We start from the raw sequence: 24,561 nt of genomic DNA, 5'->3' as shown, positions 1-24,561 counted from the left end.
TCAGATCACGGCGACTCAGATCACGGCGACCGCGGTGATCAGGCCGATGGCCACGTGCGTCACCGCCAGCAGCCGCGCGCCCGGCTGCAGCTCGGGCTCCTGGACCAGGTCACGTACGGAGATGCCGACGATCCGGTCGAAGACCAGCATCGCCACGGTCTGCACCACGATGCCGACCAGGCCGAACACCGCCGTGCCCGCCAGCCCCTCGGCCAGCCGCCCGCCGGAGGACCAGATGGAGGCGGCCACGATCAGGCCGACGGCCGCCATGGCGGAGGAGGCCAGCAGGGTGGCGTTGGGGTTGCGCCCGCTGCGGATGATCTCGCTGAGCTTGCCCGGCGTGGCCCAGTCGATCACGTAGAAGCCCACGATCATGAGCAGTACGCCCACGGCGGCGTACGAGGCGATGGCGCCGGAGCCGCGGGCGAGGGTTTCCAGAAGGGTCACGTCTGTTCCTTGGTTCTGTTCTGTCGGGGGATGTCAGTCGGCGATGCGGTGCGGGACGAAGGAGGAGGTGTCGTCGGTGATCAGGCCCGTGCTCTCCCTGATGCCGAGCCCGGCGGCCTCGTCGGCGACCACCCAGGCGCCGAGCACCGGGCGCTCGCCGCCGAACTCAGGCAGCGCCTCGAAGCCCTGATGGACGTAGCCCTCGCGGCCGTAGCGGCCGGGCGTCTCCCGCGTGCCCCCGGGGGTGACGATCCTCATGGAGGCGCCCTCCCTGCCGAGCAGCGGCTTGGAGATGTACGAGGTGAGCTCGCGCGGCCCGTCGAGGTAGGCGGGCAGCAGCGAGGGATGCCCGGGATAGAGCTCCCACAGCACGGCGAGCAGCGCCTTGTTGGACAGCAGCGCCTTCCACAGCGGCTCGACCCAGGTGGCGTGGCGCACGGCGTGGTGGCCGAAGTCGTCCGAGAGCATCCACTCCCACGGATACAGCTTGAACGCCGAGCGGATCACCTGGTCGCCGGCGTCCACGAAGCGGCGGCCTAGGTCGTCCCAGCCGATGTCCTCCATGGCGACCGAGATCGTCGGGTGCCCCGCCTGCTCGGCGGTCTCCTGCAGGTAGGCGACCGTCATGGCCTCCTCGCCGGTCTCGTCGGCGTTGGTGAACGCGAAGTGCACCGGGCCGGGCGGCAGCCGCAGCGCGCGCCAGCGGTCGATGAGCCGTTCGTGCAGCGAGTTCCACTGGTCGTCGCCGGGGTGGACGTCCTGCAGCCAGAACCATTGCACGACCGACGCCTCCAGCAGGGAGGTGGGCGTGTCGGCGTTGTACTCCAGCAGCTTGGCCGGGCCGGTGCCGTCGTAGCGCAGGTCGAAGCGGCCGTACAGGTGCGGGTCACGCCGCTCCCACGAGCGCGCGACCTCCTCCCACGACCACTCAGGCAGGGCGAAGTCGGCGAAGCGGCCGGTGCTCACCACGTGCTCGACGGCGCGCAGGCACATGCCGTGCAGCTCCTCGACCTGCTCCTCCAGCGCCTCGATCTCCGCCATCGAGAAGACGTAGTGCACCGACTCGTCCCAGTAGGGCCGGGCGAGGCCCGTGGGGTGGGCGGCGCGGTGGTAGGCGAGGCCCTGTCCCTCGATCGTCTTCTCCCAGCCGTCCCTGGGAGTGCTGTGCTCGCGACGCATGCCTCAGCTCCCGCCGCTCCAGCTCTTGCCGAAACCGCCGCGCTGGATGGACTTGCCGCTGCGGGAGGAGATGTCCACGTTGGAGGGCCGGTAGGTGGTGCCGCCCCGGATCTTGTTGCCGGTGCGGATGCCGCCGTAGTACCACATGTACGCCCCGCGCGACCCGCCGTAGTAGTGCGCATGGCCGTCGTCGTCGTCGCAGTAGTCGTCGTCCACGACCTCGTACGTGCCGTCGGCGAGCTGCACCACGCAGTCGGCGGTGACGTCGTCGTCGTCCGCGGTCGCGGCGCAGTAGCCGACGAGGACCACGGAGATGACGCCGAGGATGGTGAGCTGGACGACTTTGGAGGATTTACGGTCCTGCGGCGGCTTCGACTTGTTTTGCGGCGGTATTGCCATGTAGCTCCTGCTTTCAGTGGCGGATCAGCCTACCGGTGGCTCTCGGCCGCGTTCAATCGGCAACTGCGCCCCGCCCGAGGACATGGGGTAGAAGGGACCCATGAACCCGGTCGAGGCGTTGCGCGAGATCGCCTTCCTGCTCGAACGCGCCGGTGAGCCGACGTACCGCGTACGTGCCTTCCGCCGCGCCGCCGCGGTCGTCGCCGAGCTGCCCGAGGAGGAGCTGCTGCGGCTGGCCCGCGACGGCGGGCTCGGCGACCTGCCCGGCATCGGGAAGGTCACCGCACTGGTGATCAACGAAAGTCTCGATGGCCAGGTTCCGACGTATTTGCGGCGTATGCGGGCCACCGAGGGCGTGGAGCTGGACGCCGAGACCGCCGCGCTGCGGGCCGCGCTCAAGGGCGACCTGCACAGCCACTCCGACTGGTCCGACGGCGGCTCGCCGATCGAGGAGATGGCCGAGGCGGCGCGCTCGCTCGGGCACGAGTATTGGGCGCTGACCGACCACTCGCCGCGCCTCACCGTCGCCAAGGGGCTGTCGGCCGAGCGGCTGGAGCGCCAGCTCGACGTGGTGGCCGCGCTCAACGAACGGCTCGCGCCGTTCAGGATCCTCACCGGCATCGAGGTGGACGTCAACCTCGACGGCTCGCTCGACCAGGAGCCCGAGCTGCTGGACCGGCTCGACGTGGTGGTCGCCAGCGTGCACTCCAAGCTGCGCATGGACGGCGAGGAGATGACCCGCCGCATGGTGACCGCCGTCGCCGACCCCCGGGTGGACGTGCTCGGCCACTGCACCGGGCGGGTGGTGCGGGGCGGCGGCGAGCGGGGGGTGAAGCGGCCGGAGTCGGAGTTCGACGCGGAGCTGGTCTTCGAGGCGTGCCGCAGGTTCGGAGTGGCGGTCGAGATCAACTCCCGGCCCGACCGGCTCGACCCGCCCAAGAGGCTGATGCGGCTGGCGTACGAGATGGGCTGCCTGTTCGCGATCGACTCCGACGCGCACGCGCCCGGCCAGCTCGACTGGCAGCGGTACGGCTGCGAGCGGGCGGCCAGATGCGGGATCGAGGCCGGTCGGATCGTGAACACCTGGCCGCTGGACCGGCTGCTCGACTGGACCCGCTCCCGTCCCGAACGGCTCAGCAGGTGACCGTGCGGTTGTAGGACCCGGTCTTGTACGTCCACTCGCGCGAGCGCCCGTCGAGCAGCGTGACGCAGTCCGTGTCGCGGGCCCAGTCCATGATGACCTTGACCCGCATGGTTTTGCCGCAGCCGTTGCGCACCCACACGATCAGGCCGTGCGGCTGCTCGTCGGCGATGCGGGCGACGCAGGAGGGAGCGGTGCCGCGGGCCTGCGCGGCGGCGGGAACCGCCGGGGCGAGCGTCGCGCAGCCGGCCAGGACAGCGATGAAAATCGTTCTCGGTCGCATGGCCTGGACGCTACTCCTCGCCCCGGGCGGTTGATAACTCCCCGTTATCGACATGTCACCCTGTGGCTCGGAGGTGGGTGGTCGGGATTCGCCGGATTTTGCTCGATCGGAAAGCCGTCCGGGCCGGGAAGCACCTCCGAAGGCCCGAAACGGTGGCCGGTGCGGTGACAACATCATGGCCGGGCGGACAGGAGGCTGTGGCGAGGGAGCGCCGCGGGCCGCGATTGTCGGTGGCGGCACGTAGCGTCACGGCTGTGAATCGTACCGACCGGCTCTACGCGCTCGTCGAGGACCTGCGCGCCATCGCGCCCCGCTGCCGCTCCGCCCGCGCGCTCGCCGAGCGGTTCGAGGTCAGCGTGCGCACGATCGAGCGCGACATCACGGCGCTCCAGGAGTCGGGCGTCCCCATCTACGCCGAGCCGGGCCGCAAGGGCGGCTACGCCATCGACAAGAAGATGTCCCTGCCCCCGCTCAACTTCAGCCCGGCCGAGGCCGTGGCCATCGCGGTGGCGCTCAGCCAGGCGGGCGATCAGCCGTTCGGCCGCCACGCCCACAGCGCCTTACGCAAGGTCGTCGCCGCCATGCCGGGGCCGGAGGGTGAGCTGGCCCGCGAGCTGGCCCGCCGGGTGCAGCTCGTCCGCCGTCCCGGCGAGAGCGGCGAGGAGGCCAAGCCGCTCGGCGCCGAGCACGTCTCGCGCGCCATCGAGGAGGCGCTGCTGCGGCGGCGGGTGCTGCGGCTCGACTACGCAGACGCCAAGGGCGCGCTCACCTCGCGCGACGTCGAGCCCGGCGTCTTCCTCGGCGGGCGCGGCGGGTTCTGGTATCTCGTGGCCTGGTGCCGGCTCCGCGACGACGTACGCGTCTTCCGGCTCGACCGCATCGCCGCCGCGACCGTCACCGCCGAGCGCTGCCCCGAGCGGCCGCTTGAGGGCTTCGCCACCGACGTCCCGGAGATGATCGTGCACGGGACGCTCCTCGACTAGGTCACGCAGATGTTCGAAAAGTCAAGAGGAAACACCGACATAGGGTTGTCGCCCAACGGGTGGATCGTTGTCTTGTTCGAGAAAGAGGGAGATGGCGATGGACAACACGGTGACCTGGTTCGAGGTCGCGACCGGCGACCCCGAAGGCGCCCAGCGGTTCTACGGTGGCCTGTTCGGCTGGACGTTCGCCGACGGCGACGGCGGCGGGCCGATGGACTACCGCATGATCGGCTATGCGGGCGGCGGGGAGCCGGCGGGCGGGCTCTTCAACACCAAGGGAGAGTTCCCCGACCACGCGGTCTTCCACGTCCAGGTGGCCGACGTGGAGGAGACCTGCGCGCGCACCGAGGCGCTCGGCGGCAAGGTGATCACCAAGGTCGTCGGCGACGGGCCGGGCACCGACTTCGCCTACCTCCAGGACACCTCGGGCAGCCTCTTCGGGATCTTCCACCGCAGGTGACCACCCGTGCGCCGGCCGGGGGAAGCACCTTCCCCGCCGATCCCGGCCGCCATGGGGCCGCGCGTGCCCGCCCTACCCCTCAGGGCTCACGACGAGGGGTTCGCGGGCGGCGCGGAGTCACCCCGCGCCCTGGACACGCCGCCGATCGCCGAGCGGCGGCGCGTCCAGGGCCCTGACCCGGCTCCGACGGCGACCCTGCTCCGACGGCCCAGGGCCGGCAGAGCGGGGTCAGAAGGCCGCGGTGGTGAGCCAGCGGGTCAGGAGGTCGCTGTCGCCGTGGACCGTGAGGGCGTCGGGCGAGCGGCGGCCGTAGAGCAGCAGGAGCAGGTCCGCGGCCGGGCCCCGTACGCCGACGTCGCCCTTGGCGTGGCCGCGCGTCCACTCGACGCGCCCTTCGGGGCCCTGCGTGATCGTCCACTCGCCCCGGACGCCCCCGGGGACGGGTGCGGCGTCGGCGGGATCGGTGGCATGGAGGTGGATCGTGGCCCCCTCCACGCCGAGCTCCGCCAGCCGCCGGGTGACCCACACCGCGGACGGCAGGTTGTGCAGGAACTCCTCTATGCCGTCCGCGGCGGTCGCCGCCGGGACCACCGGGTCGATGCCGAGCGCGAGCTCGGCGTCGACCCGGTGCACGACCAGCTCGTACGCCATCCGCCGCGGCCACCAGGCCGCCCGCCGGTCCGGGCCCCAGGTCCAGACCGGCAGGTCGGGGTCGGTCTCGCGCAGCGTGCGCACCAGCTCGGCCGCCCCGGCGCGCAGCCATCCGGCGTCCCCGTCGCGCCCCTCGGGCAGCCCGCTCGGCACCTGGCGCGACCAGATGCGCTCCTGCACCCGCTCGCGCAGCACGTGCACCGCCCAGCGGTGCGTCTGGCCGACGTGCGTGACCAGCTCGGCCATCGTCCACCCGGGGCAGGAGGGCACGGGCGCGGACAGGTCGCCCGCGAGCTCCGCCAGCTCCGCCAGGCGTTCGGTCTCCTGCTCGATCTGCGGCTCGTAGTTCACCGGACCAGACTAGGCCGCCGGGCAGGTGGCGCCCTTCTGCGGCACTTTCCCGTTGATGAGGTAACTGTCCACGAGCCCCCGGACGCACTTGCTGCCCGACAGGTAGGCGCCGTGCCCCTCGCCTTCGTACGTCACCAGCGTCGCGGTCTTGAGCTGGGCCGTCAGCTTGGGCGCCCACTCGTACGGCGTGGCCGGATCGCCCTTGCCGCCGATCACCACGATCGGCGCGGAGCCGGTCGCGTTCACGTGCCGCGCCTGGTCGCTGCCCTTGACCGGCCACACCCGGCACAGCCCGCCGGAGCCCTCGCTGCCGAACAGCGGCGAGATCTGAAGCGCCTGCTGCTCGGTGCGCCGCAGGTCGGTCTCGCTCGGCCGTTCGGCGGTGTCCACGCAGGTGATGGCGGGGAAGCTGGTCATCTGCGTCGAGTAGCTGCCGTCCGTGGACCGCCCGGTGTAGGTGTCGGCCAGGTAGAGCAGCGCCTCGCCGTGGCCCTGGAGCGCCTCGCCGAGCGCCTGCTCCAGGAACGGCCAGGTCAGCTCGGAGTACAGCGCGGCCGCCACGCCCGTCGAGGCGAGCCCCTGGGTGAGCTCGCGGTCCCTGACCTTGAGGGGTTTGGCGGTCAGCTCGTTCATCAGGTTCTCGACGTTGGTGTTGGCCGTCGGGACGTCCTTGCCGACCGCGCACGAGCCGTCCTTCACGCAGGCCCGCAGGAAGCTGTCGTAGGCGTGCTGGAAGCCGCGGGTCTGGGCGACCGTGCGCTGCTCGAAGGTGATCGTCGGGTCGAGCGGCGCGTCCAGCACCATGCGGCCCACGTTCTTGGGGAACAGCGTGGCGTAGACGGCGCCGAGCTGGGTGCCGTACGACATGCCGACGTAGTTGAGCTTCGGGTCGCCGACGGCGGCGCGGATGCGGTCCATGTCGCGGGCGGCGTTCACGGTGCCGACGTAGGGCAGGATCTTGCCGGAGTTCTTCTGGCACAGCGCGGCGAACTGCTTGTTCATCTGCTCGCCCTCGCGGTGCGTCCGGTCGTCGGGCGGGAGCGTGTCGAGGGCGGTGAACCGGTCCATCTCGGCGCCGTTGCCGCACCGCACGCCGGAGCTGCGCTCGACGCCGCGCGGGTCGAAGCTGACCAGGTCGTAGCGGGTGCGCAGCGGGGCGAGGGCCTTGCCCGCCTGGTCCAGGGTGTCCACGCCGGAGGCCCCGGGGCCGCCGAAGTTGAACACCATCGAGCCGAGCCGCTGCCCCGTGGCCGGCATCTTGATCAGCGCCAGGTCGATCTTCTCGCCGTCGGGCTTGTCGTAGTCGAGCGGCACCGTGAGCTTGCCGCACCGCACCGAGCTGTCCTGGCGGGCCGGCGGCTCGCCGTCAGGGCGCTTGATGTCGGTGCACGGGCCCCACTCGACCTGGCCGGCGCCGGCTTGGGGCCCTGGGACGGACTGCGCGACGGGCTCGGCCGGAACAGCGGAACAACCGGCGGCCCCGACGAGCAGCGCGACGGCTAGGACACCTCGCATGGCACAAACTTCCCCTCGTCAACTCCGGGGGAAGACTGCCCACAATACGTGACCTCGCACCAAACGTGGGTGAGGCGGCCCGTACCCCTCCTAACGCGCCGCCTCACCCGTCCGTCCCCCGAACACGGGGACGCTCCCGCGAGGAGATTCGCGGGAGCGTCCCTGATGGATGTGTCAGACGCCCATCGACTGGGTGTCGTTGCTCTCCGCGCCGCCGGCCTCGGTGACGCCGTTCTTGAGGTGGTAGCGGGCGATGGCCTCGCGCAGCACCTCGGCGTCGAGCTCCTTGCGGCGTACGAGCTGGGTCAGCACCGCCAGCGTGATCGAGGCCGCGTCCACGTGGAAGTGGCGGCGCAGCGCCGAGCGCGTGTCGGACAGGCCGAACCCGTCGGTGCCCAGCGAGGACCAGTCACCCGGCACCCACTGCGCGATCTGGTCCTGGACGGCCTTCATGTAGTCGCTGACGCCCACGAACGGCCCCTGGGCGCCGGACAGCGCCTGGGTGACGTAGGGGACGCGCTGCTCGGCCTCCGGGTTGAGCAGGTTGTGCTCCTCGCAGGCCAGCGCCTCGCGGCGCAGCTCCGACCAGGACGTGGCCGACCACACGTCGGCGGAGACGCCCCAGTCCTCGGCGAGCAGGCGCTGCGCCTCCATCGCCCACGGGCCCGCGACGCCCGAGGACAGGATGTTGGCCTTCGGTCCCTGCGTCTGCGGCCCGTCGGCGAACTTGTAGAGGCCCTTGAGCAGGGCCTGCACGTCGAGGTTCGCCGGCTCGGCGGGCTGCAGGTAGGGCTCGTTGTAGACGGTCAGGTAGTAGAAGACGTTCTCCTGCTGGTCGCCGTACATGCGCCGCAGGCCGTCCTTGACGATGTGGGCCACCTCGAACGCCCAGGACGGGTCGTAGGAGACCGCGGCCGGGTTGGTGGAGGCGATGAGCGGCGTGTGGCCGTCCTCGTGCTGCAGGCCCTCGCCGTTGAGCGTGGTGCGGCCGGCCGTGGCGCCCAGCAGGAAGCCGCGGGTCAGCTGGTCGGCCATCTGCCACATCTGGTCGCCGGTGCGCTGCCAGCCGAACATCGAGTAGAAGATGTAGATCGGGATCATGTGCTCGCCGTGCGTGGCGTACGAGGTGCCGGCGGCGATCGCCGAGGCCATCGAGCCCGACTCGCTGATGCCCTCGTGCAGGATCTGGCCCTGCACGGCCTCCTTGTACGACAGCAGCAGCTCCCGGTCGACGGCCTCGTACGTCTGGCCGTGCGGCGAGTAGATCTTCGCCGACGGGAACATGGCGTCCATGCCGAACGTGCGAGCCTCGTCGGGGATGATCGGCACGAACCGGTGGCCGATCTCCTTGTCGCGCATGAGGTCCTTGAGCAGGCGGACGAAGGCCATGGTGGTGGCCACCTGCTGCTTGCCCGAGCCCTTGCCGAAGCTCTTGTAGACCTCGTCGCCCGGCAGCTTGATCGGCTTGGCCCGCTGGACCCGCTTGGGCAGCACGCCGCCGAGCGCGGCCCGGCGCTCCTTCATGTACTGGATCTCGGCGTCGTTCTCGCCCGGGTGGAAGTAGGGCGGCAGGTCGCCTTCCAGCGCCGAGTCGGGGATCGGCAGGTAGAGCCGGTCCCTGAACTCCTTGAGCTCGGCCTTGGTGAGCTTCTTCATCTGGTGCGTGGCGTTGCGCGCCTCGAAGTCCTTGCCGAGGGTCCAGCCCTTGATGGTCTGGGCGAGGATCACGGTCGGCTGGCCGACGTGCTCGCGGGCCGCCTTGAAGGCCGCGTAGACCTTGCGGTAGTCGTGGCCGCCGCGCGACAGCTTGCGGATCTCGTCGTCGGACAGGTGCTCGGCCATCTTGCGCAGGCGCGGGTCGGAGCCGAAGAAGTTCTCGCGGATGTAGGCGCCGGACTCGACCGAGTAGGTCTGGAACTGCCCGTCGGGCGTGGTGTTCATCTGGTTGACCAGCACGCCGTCGACGTCGGCGGCGAGCAGCGGGTCCCAGTCGCGGCCCCAGACGACCTTGATGACGTTCCAGCCGGCGCCGCGGAAGTAGGACTCCAGCTCCTGGATGATCTTGCCGTTGCCGCGTACGGGGCCGTCGAGCCGCTGCAGGTTGCAGTTGATGACGAACGTGAGGTTGTCCAGCTCCTCGCGGGCGGCCACGCCGATGGCGCCGAGCGACTCGGGCTCGTCCATCTCGCCGTCGCCGAGGAACGCCCACACGTGGCTGCGGCTGGTGTCCTTGATCTGGCGGTTGAGCAGGTAGCGGTTGAACCGCGCCTGGTAGATCGCGCCGATCGGGCCGAGGCCCATGGAGACCGTCGGGAACTCCCAGAAGTCCGGCATGAGCCGCGGGTGCGGGTAGGAGGGCAGGCCGTGGAAACCGTGCGAGAGCTCCTGGCGGAACGCGTCGAGCTGCGCCTCGTTGAGCCGGCCCTCCAGGAAGGCGCGGGCGTAGATGCCCGGCGCGGCGTGTCCCTGGAAGAAGACCTGGTCGCCCGACTCGCCGTGGTCCTTGCCGCGGAAGAAGTGGTTGAAGCCCACCTCGTAGAGCGACGCGGCGGAGGCGTAGGTCGCGATGTGACCGCCGACGTTGGTGCGGGCGTTGGCCCGGGACACCATGACCGCCGCGTTCCAGCGGATGTAGGCGCGGATGCGGCGCTCGACGTGCTCGTCACCCGGGAACCAGGGCTCGCGCTCCGGCGGGATCGTGTTGATGTAGTCGGTGCTCCGCAGGCCCGGCACGCCGACCTGGTGCTCGCGGGCCCGCTCCAGCATGCGCAGCATCAGGTAGCGGGCTCTGGTGCGGCCTTCGGTCTTGACGACGTTGTCGAGAGACTCGAGCCACTCATTGGTCTCACTGGGGTCGACATCAGGCAGCTGGCTGGGTAGGCCGTCGCTGATGATCGAGAATCGCTGGCGTCCGGAAGCCACTGGGTCTCGCCTTCCGAGAATGACTGATGTCTGGTCTGGTCGTCTTCCATCCTGGTCTCTAGCCGTAGAAAACGCATCTCTACTGGCCGGTAACCAGCGTGTCCCTGCTGGCAGGGACTCTCAGATGGCCTAGACCACCGATGGTAGGACGATTCGCAGTCAAAGGTTACATCCCAGGAGCATTTTAACAAGACAGCAAAATGAACGAAATTTCGCTCGCGTGTCCCGGTCCTGCTCCACGGGGCCCTGCCCGCCGCGCCCGCCCTTCCCTAGAAGGGACGGGGCTGTCACCGGGCGGCCGGCCGAGTCTAGCGGTCACGCCTCCCGAGGACCGCCGCCGGGCTCCCCGCCGGGCCGTCAAAGAGCCTCGTCGAGCGGCACGAGCCCCTGCTGGAGGGCGTATATGGCGGCCTGGGTGCGGTCCGACACGCCGAGCTTGGCGAGGACGCTGCTGACATGCGACTTGACCGTCTCCCTCCCCATGCGGAGGTCGCGGGCGATCTCGGCGTTCGAGCGGCCACGGGCCAGCGCGGCCAGCACGTCCCGCTCCCGAGGCGTGAGCGTGTCGAGCGGGCGGGGACGCTCGGCGCGCCGCACCTGGCGGACCAGCAGCGCCGCGATGCCCGGCTCCAGCACGCTGCCGCCGTGGGCCGCCGCGCGGACCGCCTCGACCACCCGGTCCACCGCGCTCGTCTTCGACAGGAACGACAGCGCGCCGAGCCGCACCGCCTCCACCACCCGGTCCTCCTCCTGGAAGGACGTCAGCACGATGACCGCGGGCGCCGGGCCGTCGCCTGCCTCCCTGAGGGCCCGCAGCGCCCGCAGGCCGTCCATGACGGGCATGACGAGGTCGAGGAGCATCACGTCCGGCCGCAGGGCGCGTACGGCCCGCAGGGCGGCCTCGCCGTCGCCCGCCTCGCCCACGACCTCGATCCCGTCTTCTTGCTCCAGGACGAAGCGCAGGCCCTGCCGGACAACCTCGTGGTCGTCCACGATCAGCACCCGGACGCTCACGCGCGCCTCACCGCCCCCATTGCGGTCGCTGCCGCGGTCACCGTCGCCGTCACCGTCGTCCCGTTCGCGTCGCTGCGGACGTCGAGCCGGCCGCCGAGCTCCGTCACCCGCTCGCGCATCAGCGACAGCCCCATCCCGTGCCGCCCGGCCACGTCCGCCGGGTCGAAGCCCGAGCCGTCGTCCGACACCGAGACGGTGACCGCGCCGTCCGCGTCCCGGCCCAGCCGTACCTCCACCCGGGAGGGGGCGGCGTGCTTGACCGCGTTGCCCAGCGCCTCCTGGACCAGCCGCAGCACCGCGTGCTCGGCCGCCGCCTCCAGCGCGACCTCCTCCAGCACCGCCTCGACCCGTACGCCGAGCCTGGTCTCGTACGCCCGGCACAGCTCCTCCAGCGCGGGCACCAGCCCGGCGTCCTCCAGCGCCACCGGCCGCAGCTCCAGCAGCAGCGCCTGCATCTCGCGCATCGCGCGGGCGGAGGTCCGCTCCATCGCCTCCGCCTGACCGCGCAGCCCTTCGGGAGCCGCCCGGCGCATGCCCGCGGCCAGCAGGCTCAGCGAGAACAGGTCCTGGGAGATGGAGTCGTGCAGCTCCCGCGCGATCCGGCCGCGCTCGGCCTGTCTGGCCTCGGTACGCGCGGTGAGCCTGGCCGACTCGACCGCGGCGCCCAGCCGGTCGGTCATGACGTTGAACGACTGCTCCAGCGTGCTCACCTCGTCCGAGCCGGAGACCGCGACCCGGGGGCGGAAGTCGCCGGCCGCCACCGCCGTCGTGACCGCGGCCAGCCGGCGCAGGCGGCCGATCAGCCGCCGGGTGCTCAGCAGCCCGAACACCAGCCCCACCGGCAGCACCAGGCCCAGCACCAGCAGCGTCGGGACGATCATGGGCGTGAGGTCGGGGACGGACGCGACCTCGGCGTCGGCAGGGGCCTGGACGTGCACGTACCCGATCACCTCGAAGCCGAGCGGCCCGGCCGGCTCCTTGCGCAGGACCGGGCTGACGTGCCAGACGGCCCGCCCCGTCACGGTGCGGCCGTCGCCCGCGTCCTCGCGGCCGAGCGGTGGCAGCGGCACGTCCAGCTCGCTGCCCACGGGGTGGATGCGGGGGGCGCCGGCGGCCAGGATCACGCCGTTCACGTCCACGACGGTCTCCAGCATGGCGAGGCCCGGCTCGGCGTGCGGCCGCGCGCCGCCCGCGAGCGTACGGCTCCCGGCCGCCGCCACGGCCGCCCGCAGCAGCTCACGGCCGTCCGCGCCGGCCCTTCTCAGGGCGTCGCCCGGGACGTCGGGGACGTCCGGCATATCGGGAACGTCGGGGACATCGGGAACGGGGAGCCTGGTGCGGACCGGAGCGGCGGGGCTCAGCCTCGCCACCTCCAGGCCGATCAGCTGCGCGTCGCTCGACGCCTGCTCCCGCAGCACCGCCGCCAGGTCGGAGGCGTTGGCCTGCGGGATCAGGAACGTCGCCGCGATCACGGCCTCGACCAGGAACACGGCGGTGGTCGTGACCAGCACGTACGAGGCCGCCATCCGCCCGCGCAGCCCGGAACCCCACACCCGCGCAGCGTAACGTCCCGGTCAGTCCCGGGTCCTCCCCCAGGAGAGGGAGGTAAAAATCATTCGTTCTAGGGACATGGTCTTTTCGTCCGGCTTTCGGGGTACCAGTGTGGGAGGTATGAAGGCAACGGCAGGAGACCGTCTCCTGGCACACGCCGACGGCGTGGAGGAAAAGGACAGGAGCGGTGTCATCACGGAGGTCAGGGGCTCGTACGGGGAGCCGCCCCGCGTGGCACGCTCCGGCGACGGGCGCAGCGGGCCGGTCTTTCCCGGCCCTGATGCCGTCGATGTGCCTACGTAAGATTAGTTCGTGAGATCAGAAATCATCTCTGTGGCCACAGGTTCGCGAGAGACCGTGCACGACATCACCGGCCAGTGCGCCGAATTCGTACACGGTCAGGGCGAGGACGGCCTGTTGCACATCTTCGTGCCGCACGCCACCGCCGGAGTCGCCCTGCTGGAGCTGGGCTCCGGCAGCGACGACGACCTGATCGCGGCACTGCGGGAGCTGCTGCCGGCCGACGACCGTTGGCGTCATCGGCACGGCTCGCGCGGTCACGGCAGGTCGCACGTCATGCCCGCGCTGATTCCGCCGTACGCGACCGTACCGGTGCTCGGCGGGCGGCTGGCGCTCGGCACGTGGCAGTCCATCGCCGTCGTGGACCTCAACGTCGACAACACGCAACGCCAGGTTCGCCTGTCGTTTTTGTCGCATTGAAACTGGCCGAGTACGGCCGTACCCGTGGCGACCGTTGACGACTGAGGGTCACAGCGTGTGGACTGTCCCGAAGCGATAAACCGCATAAGCGGGGCCACTCAAGCAGGAGGGATAAACGTGAGCGCGACCGCGGGTCAGGCGCAGGGCGAGCGCGGCCTGGCCGAACGACTCGGCCTCAAGCCGGGTCAGGTGGTGCAGGAGATCGGCTGGGACGAGGACGTCGACGACGATCTCCGTGACTCCATCGAGAACCTGACCGGCACCGAACTGCTGGACGAGGAAAGCGACGAGGTCGTGGACGTGGTGCTGCTGTGGTGGCGCGACGGCGACGGAGACCTCTTCGACACGCTGACCAACGCCATGCGTGCACTCGCCGAGGGCGGCCAGATCTGGCTGCTCACCCCTAAGTCCGGACGCGAGGGCCATGTGGAGCCGAGCGACATCGGGGAGGACGCCGCCACCGCGGGCCTGTCGCAGACCAGCAGTGTCTCGGCAGCCCCCGACTGGTCCGGCACCCGGCTCGTGACGCCAAAGGGCCGGAGGTAAGGACCCGCAGAGAGCTTCGACCACCCGGGGAGTCACGGCGCCCGGCATGCGGCAGGATATGGGCGTGAACGCACATCCTGTCGAGGTCGGCGCCCCGGCTCCCGACTTCGAGCTGCAGGACCAGCACGGCGCTCCGGTGCGCCTGTCCGGGCTCAGGGGCCGCAAGGTCGTGCTGGTCTTCTATCCGCTTGCCTTCAGCGGCATCTGCGGCAGCGAGCTGGACGCGTTGCGCGACACCGCCTTCGGCGACGACGTGCGGGTGCTGACGGTGTCCGTCGACTCCGTCTTCACCCTCCGTGCCTGGGCGGATCGCGAGGGTTATCCCTTCTCGCTGCTCTCCGATTTCTGGCCACACGGACAGGTCGCCCAGGCGTACGGTGTGTTCGATGACACGAAGGGGCTCGCACGCAGGGGCACCTTCATCATCGACGGCGAGGGCGTGACCCGATGGTCGGTGATCAACCCGATCTCCGCCGCGCGCGACGTCGCCGACTACGTCAAGGCGCTCGCCGACATCCACTGACACCGGCACTGACTTCGGAGGCAACGATGCCCTGCTACCGCTGCGGGGCCCGGCAGACGGACCCGGTCCGCGGCTCCAGCCCGTGGCAGCGCGGGGTGCGCGCGGAGTCCCAGGTCCTGATCTGCCCGGACTGTCAACGCCTGCACGACCTCGACCTGGACCACTGCGGCACCTGCGGGTCCACGGCGCTCATCTGCCGGCTCGGGGAGGTGGAGTGCCGGGCCTGCGGAGCCGTCTGGATGGCCCGCTCGGGCAAGGCGCCAGGCTGCCCGCCTGCGATGGAGACGCCGCCGGGACTGTCGGCGGAGGTGGAGGCCGCGCTCAACCGCGTGCTCGGCCGCGCCTGACCCCCGTCAGGCGACTTCCCGGCCACCGGATGAGCTGCGCTATCGTCTCCTATCGTGTCCGCATTGAGTAGTACGTCGAGTAGCTCGTCGTTCGTCGTCGCGCTCGACGTGGGTGGCACGTCCATGAAGGGCGGCCTGGTCAGCGACTCCGGCAAGGTGCTGCTGAGCGAGCGGCGCCCCACCCCGCGCACCGAGGGCGGGGACGCGGTCGTGGCCGCCATCTCCGACTTCATCGGCCACCTCGCCGCCGCGGGTGACGGGGAGCCCGCCGGCGTGGGCCTCGCCGTGCCCGGCCTGGTCTCCGAGCACGCCGCCATCTACGCCACCAACCTCGGCTGGCGGGACGTCCCCGCCTCGGCGTTCACCACGCTGGACATCCCGGTCATGCTGGGCCACGACGTCCGTACGGGCGGCCTCGCCGAGAGCGTGCTCGGCGCCGGCCGCGACGTGGCCGACTTCCTCTTCCTCCCCATCGGCACCGGCATCGCCGGCGCCACCGTCATCCGCGGCGAGCCGTACGGCGGCTCCTCCGGCTGGGCCGGCGAGATCGGCCACACCCCGGTCTTCCCTGACGGCGAACAGTGCGCCTGCGGCCAGCTCGGCTGCCTGGAGACGTACGCGTCGGCCGCCTCCGTTGGCCGCCGCTACAGCCAGCGGGCCGGCCTCGAAGGCGTCAGGGCCGAGCAGGTCGTCACCTCCGACGACCCGATCGCCATCGAGATCTGGGACGAGGCCGTGGAGGCGCTGTCGCTCGCCCTGGCCACGTACACGCTGCTGCTCGACCCCTCGGCCATCGTCCTCGGGGGCGGCCTCGCCGAGGCCGGCCCGGCCCTGTTCGACCCCGTACGCACGCGCCTGGTCAAGCGCCTCGCCTTCCGCGACGCCCCGCCGCTGCTCCCGGCCGCGCTGGGCGTCGACGCCGGCATGCTCGGCGCCGCCCTCCTGGGCTGGCGCGCCGCCGGCCGGCCGGAGCTGGGGCCCGGGTGGGACGTGGATGTGCGATCGGCCCCGTTGGTGTCGTAAGGTGTAGTGCCGATCAGGGGCGGTTAGCTCAGCGGTAGAGCACTCGCCTTACAAGCGAGGGGTCACTGGTTCGAACCCAGTACCGCCCACCTGCGTAAACGTTTGATCTCTGATCTTGGAAACGGCGTCTGAGTGACTGAGTGAGTGACTAACTCCCGAAGATCTTGTCCATCGCCGCAGCTCCCTGCATGATCACGGGCCGGATCTGGTGCCGGTAGAGTCACTGTGCTCCCAGCCCGCCTGCGCCACCGGCAGCCAGGCGGCACGACTCTCGTCGTACGCCACGACATGCGGTGGGTGATCACCTCGCACACCATCGACTCAGGCAAGCCCAGCAGCCCGGCTCCTCCGCATCAAGCCCGGCTCAGACCGCAGGGCAACACATGGCCGAGGAATGGCGACCGGCGAACGTACACGCGAAGCCGGGCTTGACGCTCCGTCCCCGGCCCGCTGCCGCTACGCGGTGAGTCGACGGCGTACGAGGTGACAAGACGGTGGCCGCACTTGTCGCCTCTGGAGAGGAGATGCCTCTCTGATGGCTCAGCGGGCGGCGCCATCCAAGAGAGCGGCCCAGAGGGTCCAGGCATCGTTGATCGACATCATGCGCGTCTCGTGTACCACGTGCCCTGCGCTGTGCTGGACAGTACGCCGGATGAGACCTCTGGCCCCGCTGGAGCACAGCTCGTACACCGTGGCCTTGCACGGGCAGGTCCAGGCCAGCGGGCGAAGTCGTTCGATAGTGCCGCATGGTGACGCCCACTCCACGCGTTGATGATCTTTTCTCAGCATGCGTACGTGGCGGCTCGCGCACTCACCGATTCCGAGGCCGAGGAGGTTCTGGGCTGGTGTCATGGCCGCATCATAAGCCTCTCAAGCTATAGCGCGCCATAGCGTACCTAGCGCGCTGTCCATCGCCATGGCGCGGCATGTCTCCCTAACGTTGCTGCAATGGTGGAGTTGAAGGCGAATCAGCCCAGGTGGCGGCAGGTGCACGCGATCATCGCCGAGCGCATCCGCACGGGCGACTACAAGGCAGGGGAGCGCATCCCGTCCCTGATCGATCTCATCGAAGAGTTCGGTATCGCCAATGCCACCGGCCAGAAGGTCATGCGCGCCCTTCGCGCGGACGGGCTGATCCGTACGGAGCCCGGCATGGGTAGCTTCGTGACCACGCCCGAAGAGCGCAAGGAGATCGAGGCCGAGCAGGCGAAGCGCTCGAAGCCTGAGTGACTAACTGGGTGACAACCGCCGTGGACGGGCGCGGACGTCGATGATCGTTCAGGGAATGAACGGCCAGGTGAGAGGTCGTATCGCTGACCGTCCCACCTGACCGTGATGTGGTTTACAAGCGAGGGGTCACTGGTTCGCACCCAGTACCGCCCACCTGCATCAGAAAACCCCGTGGCGATCACTCTTCGGACTGTTAGGTCATTGGCTCGCGCAAGCGGCCACGCGCGCCTGAGCATCAGTGACGCCGACGGGGCGAACCGGCGTGCAAAGACATCAGCATCCCTCTATTCCGAGACTCTCCGGTAGGTTGTCGGCCGTCCTTGGCCCCCCAACTGCTCAACGAGCCCTCTCGATCGCAGTTCGCGGAGTGCCTTACGAATGTTGGGTGCGGACAGGTCCAGTTCCTGCTTGAGGTCGGCGACACTGCGTGTCCGGGCCGCCAAGGCGTCATAGACGCGCAGCTCCGTCTCGTTCAGATTGGAGCCCGGGTGGATGACGGGAACTGTCTGCTGCCGTAGGACGACGGTGAATCGGATGGCGGCGTCGATGTAATGCGCAGGTGGGAGTTCGGCTTCTGCCAGGGCATTGGCCACGATCGGAATACCGGTTGCCAGCGCCTCGATCACTCGCGCGCCTGTTTCTGGCGTGCGAGCGTGTTGGCAGATCGCAACGAGTCGCGCATTGCGTGCGGAGGTGACGGCATCCTGGCCTAGCCGATCGACCGTGATGCCATACAGGCCCCCCGGGTTGGAGACAATCAACCGGTCACGGCGGAGCCGAACTTCCACAGCCATGCCAGACGACCAATGATCGAGGTCGCGATGGATGAGAGCATTCGCGATGATCTCGCGGAAGGCGATGTACGGATAGGCGGGCTGATCACGAACAGTCCCGTCCGGCGCTGACACGACGCTGGTGTCAAAGGTTCGTCGTGCCCAGCGCAGGGCCTCTTCCAGCATCCGTGGAATGGCCCCAGTGATCGTTGTCTGATTTCGAGCCCGCGATCCTGCGGGATCGGTCGGCAACGGCTCCGCCGAAGCCTGAATGACGAAGCGCGGAAACCATTCCTGTGGATGGACCCCCAAAGCCAAAAGACCCGCGACGGTCGGAGTGCCGTCGGGCAGGGTCACTCCAGCACGTCGGAGCAACTCGGCATCGTCCGGGAAACGGCCGAGGCCGTGGGGATCCCGTTCGCGCACCGAACGTAGGAAGGCTGTGACAAGGTCGTCGTCCAGGTCCTCGCGGGTCGCTCCTGTAACAGGCTGCCGGTCGAAGAGCGGCGGCTTCCGGGCGGCAAGGAACGCCTGTTCTTCCAAATCTGACAGCGGGAAGTCTCCGTCATATCCCCGCATGTATGCCGTGCCCGACGCCGCGATCCGACACGGCTTGGCTGACGGATCGCATTCATGCACCCTGGCGACAATGACCGGGAACCCATCCACCTGGATGGTTCGCGAGCGCGCTCAGGGTTGAGCCGAGCGACTGCGGCAACCCTCCTGCCGCCGACTTGACCTCGACATCGTCGTAGTCGCCCCTGGTCGTCCGGAGACGTGCGATCAACTCGTGCACGTGCTGGCCCATGGGTAAATGTAACCATGGTCTGGTTACATTTACTCGGGTTCTGGTTATATTTCACGCTGTTCCGGTCCGGCATTCCGGAGCCGGCCGTGTGGACGTGACCTGCGGGCATGGCGGATCATGGGGCGATGTCGCTCTGCACGTACGAAATCGATCAGTTTGAGAGCTTCAGGGGCCGGTTGGAGGCGATCGCCTACCGGCTGCTGGGGTCGGCCGGTGATGCGGAGGACGCGGTGCAGGACACGTACCTGCGCTGGCACGCGGCCGACCGGGAACGGATCGAGACGCCCGAAGCGTGGCTGACGAAGGTGCTCACCAATCTCTGCCTCAACCAGCTCACCTCGGCCCGGGCCAGGCGGGAGACGTACGTGGGGCAGTGGCTGCCTGAGCCGGTGCTGGACGGGGACCGGATGCTCGGTCCCGCCGACACCTTCGAGCAGCGCGAGTCGGTCTCCATGGCGATGCTCACCCTCATGGAGCGGCTGACCCCCAATGAGCGCGTCGTGTACGTGCTGCGCGAGGCGTTCGGGTACGCGCACCGCGAGATCGCCGAGATCCTGGACCTCACCGAGTCGAACTGCCAGCAGGTCTACCGGCGTGCCAGGCAGCATCTGGCCGTCGAACGATCCCGTACGGAGATCGACGTGGTCGCCGCGCGGAAGATCGTCGAGGAGTTCCTCGCCGCGGCCCTCAGCGGCGACACGAAGCCACTGATCAAGCTGCTCGCCGACGACGCGGTCAGCGTGGCCGACGGCGGCGGGAAGGTCGTCGCGCGCAGGAAACCGGTCATCGGAGCCATGGGCATCGCGCAGTACCTGCGGGGGATGTTCCAGCGGAGCGACGCCAAGCGCGCCCTCGTCGGCGGCGATCCCGTCTTCCACGCCGTCGTCGTCAACGGCGGTCCTGCCGTGCTGGTCGAGGTCGGCGAGCAGGTCGTCGGCGTGCTCTGCCTCGAGGCGACCCCCGACGGGGTCGCCTCGATCCACATCCAGGTCAACCCCGACAAACTTCAGCGCGTCGCGCGCCAGTGGGCGGCCGCTGGGCCTCATCGCCCGCTCCCGGTGAGCTGGTGACCCACATCACAGGCGGTTCCTGTCAGGGATCGCGCGCCTGTCCGGTTCAGGAGGTGAACGCGAACCAGATAGGAGCGAGCCATGAAGCACCGCATCGTCGTCCTGGGAGCCGGGTACGCCGGAGCCAACACCGCCGGTCGCCTCGCCAAGCGGCTGCACCGCGACGACGTCGAGATCACCCTGGTCAACGGCGACCCTGAGTTCGTCGAGCGGGTCCGTATGCACCAGCTCGCGAGCGGGCAGGATCTGCGGCCCCGCCCGCTGCGCGACGTCTTCGCGGGCACCGGCGTACAGGTCAGGACCGCGCGGGTCACCGCCGTCGATGTGGAAGGCAAGACCGTCGAGCTCGGCGGTGAGACCCTCGCCTATGACACCCTCGTGTACGCCCTGGGCAGCACCATCGCCGACGCCGGCGTCCCTGGTGTCGCGGAGCACGCCCACAACGTGGCCGGCAAGGAGGCCGCGCTCCGGCTGCGGGCGCGCCTGAGCGAGGTGCGGCCCGGCGGGACCGTGCTGATCGTGGGCGGCGGGCTGACCGGCATCGAGGCGGCCACCGAGATCGCCGAAGTCCACCCCGAGATGGAGGTCGCGGTCGCCGCCCGGGGCCGCGTCGGCGGCTGGCTCAGCGACAAGGCCCAGCGCCACCTGCGCGGAGCTCTGGACCGGCTCGGCATCACGGTTCACGAGCAGGTCGACATCACGCGGATCGAGGCGAACGGCGTGGTCACCGGCGCGGGCGGCGAGATCCGGGCCGAGGTGACCGTGTGGACCGCGGGCTTCACCGTGCACCCGATCGCGGCCGCCACCACCCTGAAGGTGTCCGACACCGGCCGGATCGTCGTCGACGCCGGCATGCGATCGGTCTCGCACCCCGACGTGTACGCCGTCGGCGACGCCGCGTACGCCGAAGGAGCGGGTGGCGGGCCGCTGCGGATGTCCTGCGCCTCGGCGAATCCGATGGCGTGGCTGGCGGCCGACGTCATCGCCGCGCGCCTGACCGGTCGCAAGGTTCCCGAGACCACGATCGGCTACTCGGTGCAGTGCATCAGTCTTGGGCGCCGCGACGGGATCATCCAGCGCGTGACCCCCGACGACCAGGTCACGTCCACCGTCTTCACTGGGCGGACCGCCGCGCGTATCAAGGAGCTGATCTGCGCGAGCGCGGCCTGGAGCATCTCCCACCCGACCATGATGATGCCGAGCCGCCGCCGCCACCTCGCGGCCACCGGCGCGTCGGGGACCCGACCCCTCACGCGTTCATGACGAAGCGCGTCGCCGGGCGAGCGTGGTGGTCCGCTCGCCCGCGCGAACGTTCGGGCCTTGGGACAAGCTCTGACCGTACAGAATCTGGCGAGGGAGCCGAGACGGTGAGACTGTGGGGGCAGGGCGACCTGCTGGAGGAGATCGTGAGTCACTCGGAGTTGACCACGGACATGGTTCTCGCCGCCATCCGGGACCACGAGTTCGCGGCCTATGACGTGTTGGTCAGGGATCATCCGTCAGAGGCAGTGATCGCAGGGTTCACGGCTGCGGCCAGGTCGGGTTTCACCACCTTCGGTGTGGCTGTGCACCTGGCGTCGCTGACGGACAAAGGACGCAAGCAGCTCAATTCCTGACTTGTGCTTCATGGCAAGCGGACGGAATAGTCCCTTGTCGTGAAGGCGGAGGAGACGGAGTCGAGCAACGTCAGCGGCATGGTCCTCGGCCTGCTGGCGATCATCTGGTTCATCGGCGTTCCGCTGTGCCTCTTTCAGGCGATCGTCTCCGCCCTCACCCGTGACGCCGAACTCGACCGTGGCGTCTTGAACGCGTGGCTGGCCGCAGCGGCGGTGATCTTCACTGTCGCGCCCGTCCTCGCCACCGGCATCTGCGTCTTCACCGGCAGGGTCGTACGCGCCTGGATCTTCGGCGTCGTCGCGACGGCGTGCGTGCTCTTCGTCCTGGCGGGTCTGTACAAGGAGGCGCGGCAGGCGGAGCTGCGACGTCCTCCGCCGCCTCTGCCGTCCGGCTACTGCGCCGAGTACAGCGGCGGCGACAGCGACTGCCCAGGTGGATGAGCGTCGCCGGACGGTTAAACGAGTTGCGGGGCTTCGGGCGGACCGCTGTACGCTTTCGCCTCATCCCGTCCACCCCTCGCATGAACGGACCCTCGCCGTGGCGAAGCTGAACCAGATCCTCGCCGTGGAGAAGGGCGTCAAAGCCAGCAGCCAGCGCGCCGTCGCGGACGCCCACCACACCATCCAGAAGCATCCCCTGCTGTCGGGCCTGTCGCGCACCTACCAGCCGATCGACGACGAGGGCGAGCAGCTCCCGCCGGAGTCCACCCGCGTCCAGGTGAAGGCGGAGGAGGTGCTGGCCGAGGTCGGCAAGGCGCTCACGAAGCTGTTCGACGTCACGGCGACCAAGGACTGGACGAACACCGTCGCCAAGGCCGACGTCGTCGTGGACGGGACCACCCTCATCGAAGGCGCGCCGGTCACCTACCTGCTGTTCCTGGAGAAGCAGCTCGTCGACCTGTACGCGTTCATCGCCAAACTGCCGACCCTGGACCCGGCGGAGACGTGGACGTTCGACGACAACGCGGGCGCGTGGCGTACGGAGCCGGTCAAGACGACCCGCACCAAGAAGGTGCCGCGCAACCACGTGCTCGCGGAGGCGACCGACAAGCATCCGGCGCAGGTGCAGGTGTTCACCGAGGACATCGTCGTCGGTTACTGGACCAAGACGGCGTTCTCCGGCGCCCTGCCGGCCCGCCGCGTCAACGAGCTGCTGGCTCGGGTGCAGAAGCTGCAGGACGCCGTGAAGTACGCCCGGGAAGAGGCCAACAGCGTCGGCGTCGAGGACCGCAGGGTCGGCGACGCGGTGTTCGCGTACCTGTTCGGCTGACGTAGAGACTCCCCGTTGAGCGCGGGGTGCGCGAAAGCGCGAAGCTGAGGCTGAGGCTGAAGCTGACGAACGGCCCAAGCGGAGGTTCGAGCCCTCCCCGCGGTTCGCGCCGCGGTAGCCCAACCCGGCAGAGGCAGCCGATCACATTCAGATTCTCGCTCGAAGCTCAGCATTGACCGTCGAGAGCCACATCGACCGAGGGCAGGCCATGATTGTTGAGATGCCGGTTCGAATCCGGCCCGCGGCTCTTCATGCCGCGGTGGCTCAATGGCAGAGCGCACATCGTCAGAGCTGATCTGCTCTCTTAAACGCTGCTGGCCTCAGATATGGCGGCAACATTCAAGGCCCCCCGGCTTGGGAACGCCGGGGGGCCGTCGCCGTTGTCCGGGCCGTCGTCACGTCGCGGCCGAGCCGTCAAGGAGCGCAGATGTACGTACGGTTCCAAAGCCCCGTGCCGAACAGACGAGGCATCTGTCCGGGCGTGTTCGGCCTCGTCAACGCCCTGGCCAAGCAGGGACGTCTGTCGGACGCGGAGGAAGCCTTCAGGCGCGAGAACAACGCCTGGTACGACGCCAACTTCACCGACCCCGCCACCGTGGACCCCACCGTCTACGACCGCGCCGTCAACCCGCAGGCGGCGGCCTGGTTCAAGGCGTCAGCCGGCCACCTCATCCGGCGGGTGCCGGGATACCTGGCCATCCTCGCCGCGCACGGCGTGGAGTGCGTACGCCTCGAATCGGCGGACCCGGGCGAGGCGAGCGTCGAGGACTGAGTGGTGGCCAGCATCCGGTCGCCGAAGGGGAACGTCTGCGTGCCGCTCTGCTCCGCCTGATGGTGGATCGAAGGCCCGGGCGGGGCGTGGTGACCATGCCCTGCATCAGGGCAGGTCGTGGTGAGTTGGTCGCTGCTGTCGTGGTGAGTTGGTCGCTACGGCCACGGAAGGATGGTCGCTGTCACTTGAGGTGACGCTTCTGCGGATCAGCGGCTTCGGTTGCCTTTTCTTCTGCGGTTCGGCGACGGAGATGCGGTGCGGCGGCCGGAGGAGGTCTGGTTGGGCTTGCGTTCCTTGCGGCGCTGGGCCGGCTTCTCGGCGGCGGGGGCGGGGGTGCGGCCTCGGGAGCTGTTGACCGTGCGGCCGCGTACGATCCCGATGAACTCCTCCACCAGGTCCGTGGTCGCGTCCGTGGGCCAGGCCAGGCCGACCTGCGACTGCGGCGCGTCGAGCAGCGGCCGGTACGTGAGGTCCCTGCGGTGGTGGAGGCGCGCCAGCGACTGCGGGACCACCAGGAGCCCGGCGCCGCTCGCGACCAGCTCGACCGCCTCGCCCGTCGTGGCCGGGCGGGTGAATGCGGGCAGGCCCGGCAGGGCCGTCCACTCCAGGGTGTCGTCCAGGGGGTGGAGGATCTCGTCGTCGGCCAGGTCGGCGAGGGTGACCTCGTCGGCGGCGGCCACCGCGTGGTCCTTCGGCACCACGACCACCGTGGTCTCCACGTAGAGGGGGATCACGCTGAGCACGTCGCGTTCGACCGGCAGCCGGACGAACCCGGCGTCCGCGCCGCCGTCGCGCAGGAGCGCCACCACCTCGGCGGCGGGGACCGCGACCAGGGTGAGGGGCACGTCGGGCAGCCGCTCGGTCCAGATGTTGACCCATTTGGCGGGTGTCACCCCGGGTGCGTACGCCAACCGGAACGTCCTGCCGCTCTCGCCATCGGTCACCGCCTCAGCGTACCGATGTCAGG

General features: G+C 69.8%; 27 protein-coding genes and 2 tRNA genes. 18 read left to right on the top strand and 11 right to left on the bottom strand.

The genetic code is table 11. The features are described from left to right. Window positions 1–15: 15 nt before the first annotated feature. Genes BMW85_RS39690 through BMW85_RS39680 form a run of 3 tightly spaced genes read right to left on the bottom strand, consistent with a single transcriptional unit; the run spans window position 16 to window position 2,025 of the window. Window positions 16–447, bottom strand: coding sequence for a DUF350 domain-containing protein (locus BMW85_RS39690; RefSeq protein ID WP_091092155.1), 432 nt, complete (start codon window positions 445–447; stop codon window positions 16–18). Between the two features lie 33 nt (window positions 448–480). Next, on the bottom strand, window positions 481–1,626 hold the full coding sequence (locus BMW85_RS39685) for a glutathionylspermidine synthase family protein (protein WP_091092154.1): 1,146 nt from the start codon (window positions 1,624–1,626) through the stop codon (window positions 481–483). 3 nt (window positions 1,627–1,629) lie between these two features. Beyond that, window positions 1,630–2,025: a hypothetical protein gene (locus BMW85_RS39680; RefSeq protein ID WP_091092152.1), complete on the bottom strand. Its 396-nt coding sequence runs from the start codon at window positions 2,023–2,025 to the stop codon at window positions 1,630–1,632. A 100-nt stretch (window positions 2,026–2,125) separates the two neighbouring features. Here BMW85_RS39680 and BMW85_RS39675 point away from each other — a divergent pair, with 100 nt between their 5' ends. After that, on the top strand, window positions 2,126–3,169 hold the full coding sequence (locus BMW85_RS39675) for a PHP domain-containing protein (RefSeq protein ID WP_091092150.1): 1,044 nt from the start codon (window positions 2,126–2,128) through the stop codon (window positions 3,167–3,169). On the opposite strand, the gene BMW85_RS39670 is transcribed toward BMW85_RS39675, so the two are convergent. Further along, window positions 3,159–3,449: an alpha-amylase inhibitor gene (locus BMW85_RS39670; RefSeq protein WP_091092148.1), complete on the bottom strand. Its 291-nt coding sequence runs from the start codon at window positions 3,447–3,449 to the stop codon at window positions 3,159–3,161. The genes BMW85_RS39675 and BMW85_RS39670 overlap by 11 nt on opposite strands. Before the next feature lie 254 nt (window positions 3,450–3,703). Between BMW85_RS39670 and BMW85_RS39665 the strand changes: the two genes are divergently transcribed. Next, entirely contained in the window at window positions 3,704–4,432 is a 729-nt protein-coding gene (locus BMW85_RS39665) for a helix-turn-helix transcriptional regulator (RefSeq protein ID WP_091092146.1), read from the top strand. A 97-nt stretch (window positions 4,433–4,529) separates the two neighbouring features. Beyond that, complete coding sequence (locus BMW85_RS39660) at window positions 4,530–4,892, top strand: VOC family protein (RefSeq protein WP_218156146.1); 363 nt, start codon at window positions 4,530–4,532, stop codon at window positions 4,890–4,892. Window positions 4,893–5,120: 228 nt separating this feature from the next. Here the strand turns inward: BMW85_RS39660 and BMW85_RS39655 are convergent, their stop codons facing one another. From BMW85_RS39655 to BMW85_RS39635, 5 genes are all read right to left on the bottom strand, one after another. Next, window positions 5,121–5,894: a maleylpyruvate isomerase family mycothiol-dependent enzyme gene (locus BMW85_RS39655; RefSeq protein ID WP_091092142.1), complete on the bottom strand. Its 774-nt coding sequence runs from the start codon at window positions 5,892–5,894 to the stop codon at window positions 5,121–5,123. 9 nt (window positions 5,895–5,903) lie between these two features. Then, window positions 5,904–7,409 (bottom strand): alpha/beta hydrolase, encoded by a 1,506-nt coding sequence (locus BMW85_RS39650; RefSeq protein WP_091092141.1) that lies wholly within the window; start codon window positions 7,407–7,409, stop codon window positions 5,904–5,906. Between the two features lie 174 nt (window positions 7,410–7,583). After that, window positions 7,584–10,331 carry a pyruvate dehydrogenase (acetyl-transferring), homodimeric type gene (gene aceE / locus BMW85_RS39645; RefSeq protein ID WP_091092139.1) on the bottom strand — a complete coding sequence of 916 codons (2,748 nt, stop codon included), beginning with the start codon at window positions 10,329–10,331 and terminating at the stop codon, window positions 7,584–7,586. 357 nt (window positions 10,332–10,688) lie between these two features. Continuing rightward, the gene (locus tag BMW85_RS39640) at window positions 10,689–11,345 is read right to left on the bottom strand and encodes a response regulator (protein WP_245775329.1); all 657 of its coding nucleotides are present in this window, start codon (window positions 11,343–11,345) and stop codon (window positions 10,689–10,691) included. Next, window positions 11,342–12,898, bottom strand: a complete 1,557-nt coding sequence (locus BMW85_RS39635) for a HAMP domain-containing sensor histidine kinase (protein ID WP_091092137.1) — start codon at window positions 12,896–12,898, stop codon at window positions 11,342–11,344. Before BMW85_RS39635 ends, BMW85_RS39640 begins: the two co-directional genes overlap by 4 nt. Before the next feature lie 76 nt (window positions 12,899–12,974). On the opposite strand from BMW85_RS39635, the gene BMW85_RS39630 reads away from it, so the two are divergent. The 8 genes from BMW85_RS39630 to BMW85_RS39595 all read left to right on the top strand — a co-directional run bounded on the left by BMW85_RS39630 (window position 12,975) and on the right by BMW85_RS39595 (window position 17,285). Then, window positions 12,975–13,199: a DUF1918 domain-containing protein gene (locus BMW85_RS39630; protein ID WP_342743491.1), complete on the top strand. Its 225-nt coding sequence runs from the start codon at window positions 12,975–12,977 to the stop codon at window positions 13,197–13,199. A gap of 9 nt (window positions 13,200–13,208) precedes the next feature. Next, window positions 13,209–13,616, top strand: a complete 408-nt coding sequence (locus BMW85_RS39625) for a secondary thiamine-phosphate synthase enzyme YjbQ (protein ID WP_091092136.1) — start codon at window positions 13,209–13,211, stop codon at window positions 13,614–13,616. Between the two features lie 117 nt (window positions 13,617–13,733). After that, window positions 13,734–14,162, top strand: coding sequence for a DUF3052 domain-containing protein (locus BMW85_RS39620; RefSeq protein ID WP_091092134.1), 429 nt, complete (start codon window positions 13,734–13,736; stop codon window positions 14,160–14,162). 58 nt (window positions 14,163–14,220) lie between these two features. Then, a complete protein-coding gene (locus BMW85_RS39615; RefSeq protein ID WP_091092133.1) occupies window positions 14,221–14,685 on the top strand; it encodes a peroxiredoxin in 465 nt (154 codons plus the stop codon). 26 nt (window positions 14,686–14,711) lie between these two features. After that, window positions 14,712–15,032 (top strand): hypothetical protein, encoded by a 321-nt coding sequence (locus BMW85_RS39610; protein ID WP_091092131.1) that lies wholly within the window; start codon window positions 14,712–14,714, stop codon window positions 15,030–15,032. Between the two features lie 63 nt (window positions 15,033–15,095). Beyond that, window positions 15,096–16,055 carry an ROK family protein gene (locus BMW85_RS39605; RefSeq protein ID WP_245775328.1) on the top strand — a complete coding sequence of 320 codons (960 nt, stop codon included), beginning with the start codon at window positions 15,096–15,098 and terminating at the stop codon, window positions 16,053–16,055. Between the two features lie 17 nt (window positions 16,056–16,072). Beyond that, window positions 16,073–16,144 (top strand) — tRNA-Val (locus BMW85_RS39600). Window positions 16,145–17,003: 859 nt separating this feature from the next. After that, window positions 17,004–17,285: a GntR family transcriptional regulator gene (locus tag BMW85_RS39595; RefSeq protein ID WP_177241118.1), complete on the top strand. Its 282-nt coding sequence runs from the start codon at window positions 17,004–17,006 to the stop codon at window positions 17,283–17,285. 284 nt (window positions 17,286–17,569) lie between these two features. Here BMW85_RS39595 and BMW85_RS39590 read toward each other — a convergent pair whose 3' ends face one another. Further along, on the bottom strand, window positions 17,570–18,697 hold the full coding sequence (locus BMW85_RS39590) for an ATP-binding protein (RefSeq protein ID WP_218156145.1): 1,128 nt from the start codon (window positions 18,695–18,697) through the stop codon (window positions 17,570–17,572). Between the two features lie 294 nt (window positions 18,698–18,991). Between BMW85_RS39590 and BMW85_RS39585 the strand changes: the two genes are divergently transcribed. From BMW85_RS39585 to BMW85_RS39560, 7 genes are all read left to right on the top strand, one after another. Further along, window positions 18,992–19,936 (top strand): RNA polymerase sigma-70 factor, encoded by a 945-nt coding sequence (locus tag BMW85_RS39585; RefSeq protein ID WP_091092128.1) that lies wholly within the window; start codon window positions 18,992–18,994, stop codon window positions 19,934–19,936. 81 nt (window positions 19,937–20,017) lie between these two features. Then, on the top strand, window positions 20,018–21,199 hold the full coding sequence (locus BMW85_RS39580; RefSeq protein ID WP_091092126.1) for an NAD(P)/FAD-dependent oxidoreductase: 1,182 nt from the start codon (window positions 20,018–20,020) through the stop codon (window positions 21,197–21,199). Between the two features lie 104 nt (window positions 21,200–21,303). Next, a complete protein-coding gene (locus BMW85_RS39575) occupies window positions 21,304–21,552 on the top strand; it encodes a hypothetical protein (RefSeq protein ID WP_091092124.1) in 249 nt (82 codons plus the stop codon). Between the two features lie 39 nt (window positions 21,553–21,591). Next, window positions 21,592–21,993: a hypothetical protein gene (locus tag BMW85_RS39570; protein ID WP_091092123.1), complete on the top strand. Its 402-nt coding sequence runs from the start codon at window positions 21,592–21,594 to the stop codon at window positions 21,991–21,993. Window positions 21,994–22,090: 97 nt separating this feature from the next. Next, window positions 22,091–22,822, top strand: coding sequence for a DUF7873 family protein (locus BMW85_RS39565; protein ID WP_091092121.1), 732 nt, complete (start codon window positions 22,091–22,093; stop codon window positions 22,820–22,822). Between the two features lie 108 nt (window positions 22,823–22,930). After that, window positions 22,931–23,069, top strand: a tRNA-OTHER gene (locus tag BMW85_RS50015). 204 nt (window positions 23,070–23,273) lie between these two features. Continuing rightward, window positions 23,274–23,594: a hypothetical protein gene (locus tag BMW85_RS39560; protein WP_218156144.1), complete on the top strand. Its 321-nt coding sequence runs from the start codon at window positions 23,274–23,276 to the stop codon at window positions 23,592–23,594. A gap of 206 nt (window positions 23,595–23,800) precedes the next feature. Here BMW85_RS39560 and BMW85_RS39555 read toward each other — a convergent pair whose 3' ends face one another. Continuing rightward, complete coding sequence (locus tag BMW85_RS39555) at window positions 23,801–24,538, bottom strand: LysR family substrate-binding domain-containing protein (RefSeq protein WP_091092118.1); 738 nt, start codon at window positions 24,536–24,538, stop codon at window positions 23,801–23,803. Window positions 24,539–24,561: the final 23 nt, after the last annotated feature.

The organism is Nonomuraea wenchangensis (assembly GCF_900111685.1).
GTDB lineage: Bacteria > Actinomycetota > Actinomycetes > Streptosporangiales > Streptosporangiaceae > Nonomuraea > Nonomuraea wenchangensis.
Note: the sequence above shows the minus strand (reverse complement) of the source record. Positions and strands in the feature narration are given on the sequence as shown.

Excerpts from the sequence above, each read along its gene's own strand:
- BMW85_RS39685 (WP_091092154.1), bottom strand. The coding sequence starts at position 1,626 with ATGCGTCGCGAGCACAGCACTCCCAGGGACGGCTGGGAGAAGACGATC.
- BMW85_RS39670 (WP_091092148.1), bottom strand. The coding sequence starts at position 3,449 with ATGCGACCGAGAACGATTTTCATCGCTGTCCTGGCCGGCTGCGCGACG.
- BMW85_RS39680 (WP_091092152.1), bottom strand. The coding sequence starts at position 2,025 with ATGGCAATACCGCCGCAAAACAAGTCGAAGCCGCCGCAGGACCGTAAA.
- BMW85_RS39650 (WP_091092141.1), bottom strand. The coding sequence starts at position 7,409 with ATGCGAGGTGTCCTAGCCGTCGCGCTGCTCGTCGGGGCCGCCGGTTGT.
- BMW85_RS39630 (WP_342743491.1), top strand. The coding sequence starts at position 12,975 with ATGGTCTTTTCGTCCGGCTTTCGGGGTACCAGTGTGGGAGGTATGAAG.
- BMW85_RS39580 (WP_091092126.1), top strand. The coding sequence starts at position 20,018 with ATGAAGCACCGCATCGTCGTCCTGGGAGCCGGGTACGCCGGAGCCAAC.
- BMW85_RS39675 (WP_091092150.1), top strand. The coding sequence starts at position 2,126 with ATGAACCCGGTCGAGGCGTTGCGCGAGATCGCCTTCCTGCTCGAACGC.
- BMW85_RS39660 (WP_218156146.1), top strand. The coding sequence starts at position 4,530 with ATGGACAACACGGTGACCTGGTTCGAGGTCGCGACCGGCGACCCCGAA.
- BMW85_RS39595 (WP_177241118.1), top strand. The coding sequence starts at position 17,004 with ATGGTGGAGTTGAAGGCGAATCAGCCCAGGTGGCGGCAGGTGCACGCG.
- BMW85_RS39585 (WP_091092128.1), top strand. The coding sequence starts at position 18,992 with ATGTCGCTCTGCACGTACGAAATCGATCAGTTTGAGAGCTTCAGGGGC.
- BMW85_RS39610 (WP_091092131.1), top strand. The coding sequence starts at position 14,712 with ATGCCCTGCTACCGCTGCGGGGCCCGGCAGACGGACCCGGTCCGCGGC.
- BMW85_RS39615 (WP_091092133.1), top strand. The coding sequence starts at position 14,221 with ATGGGCGTGAACGCACATCCTGTCGAGGTCGGCGCCCCGGCTCCCGAC.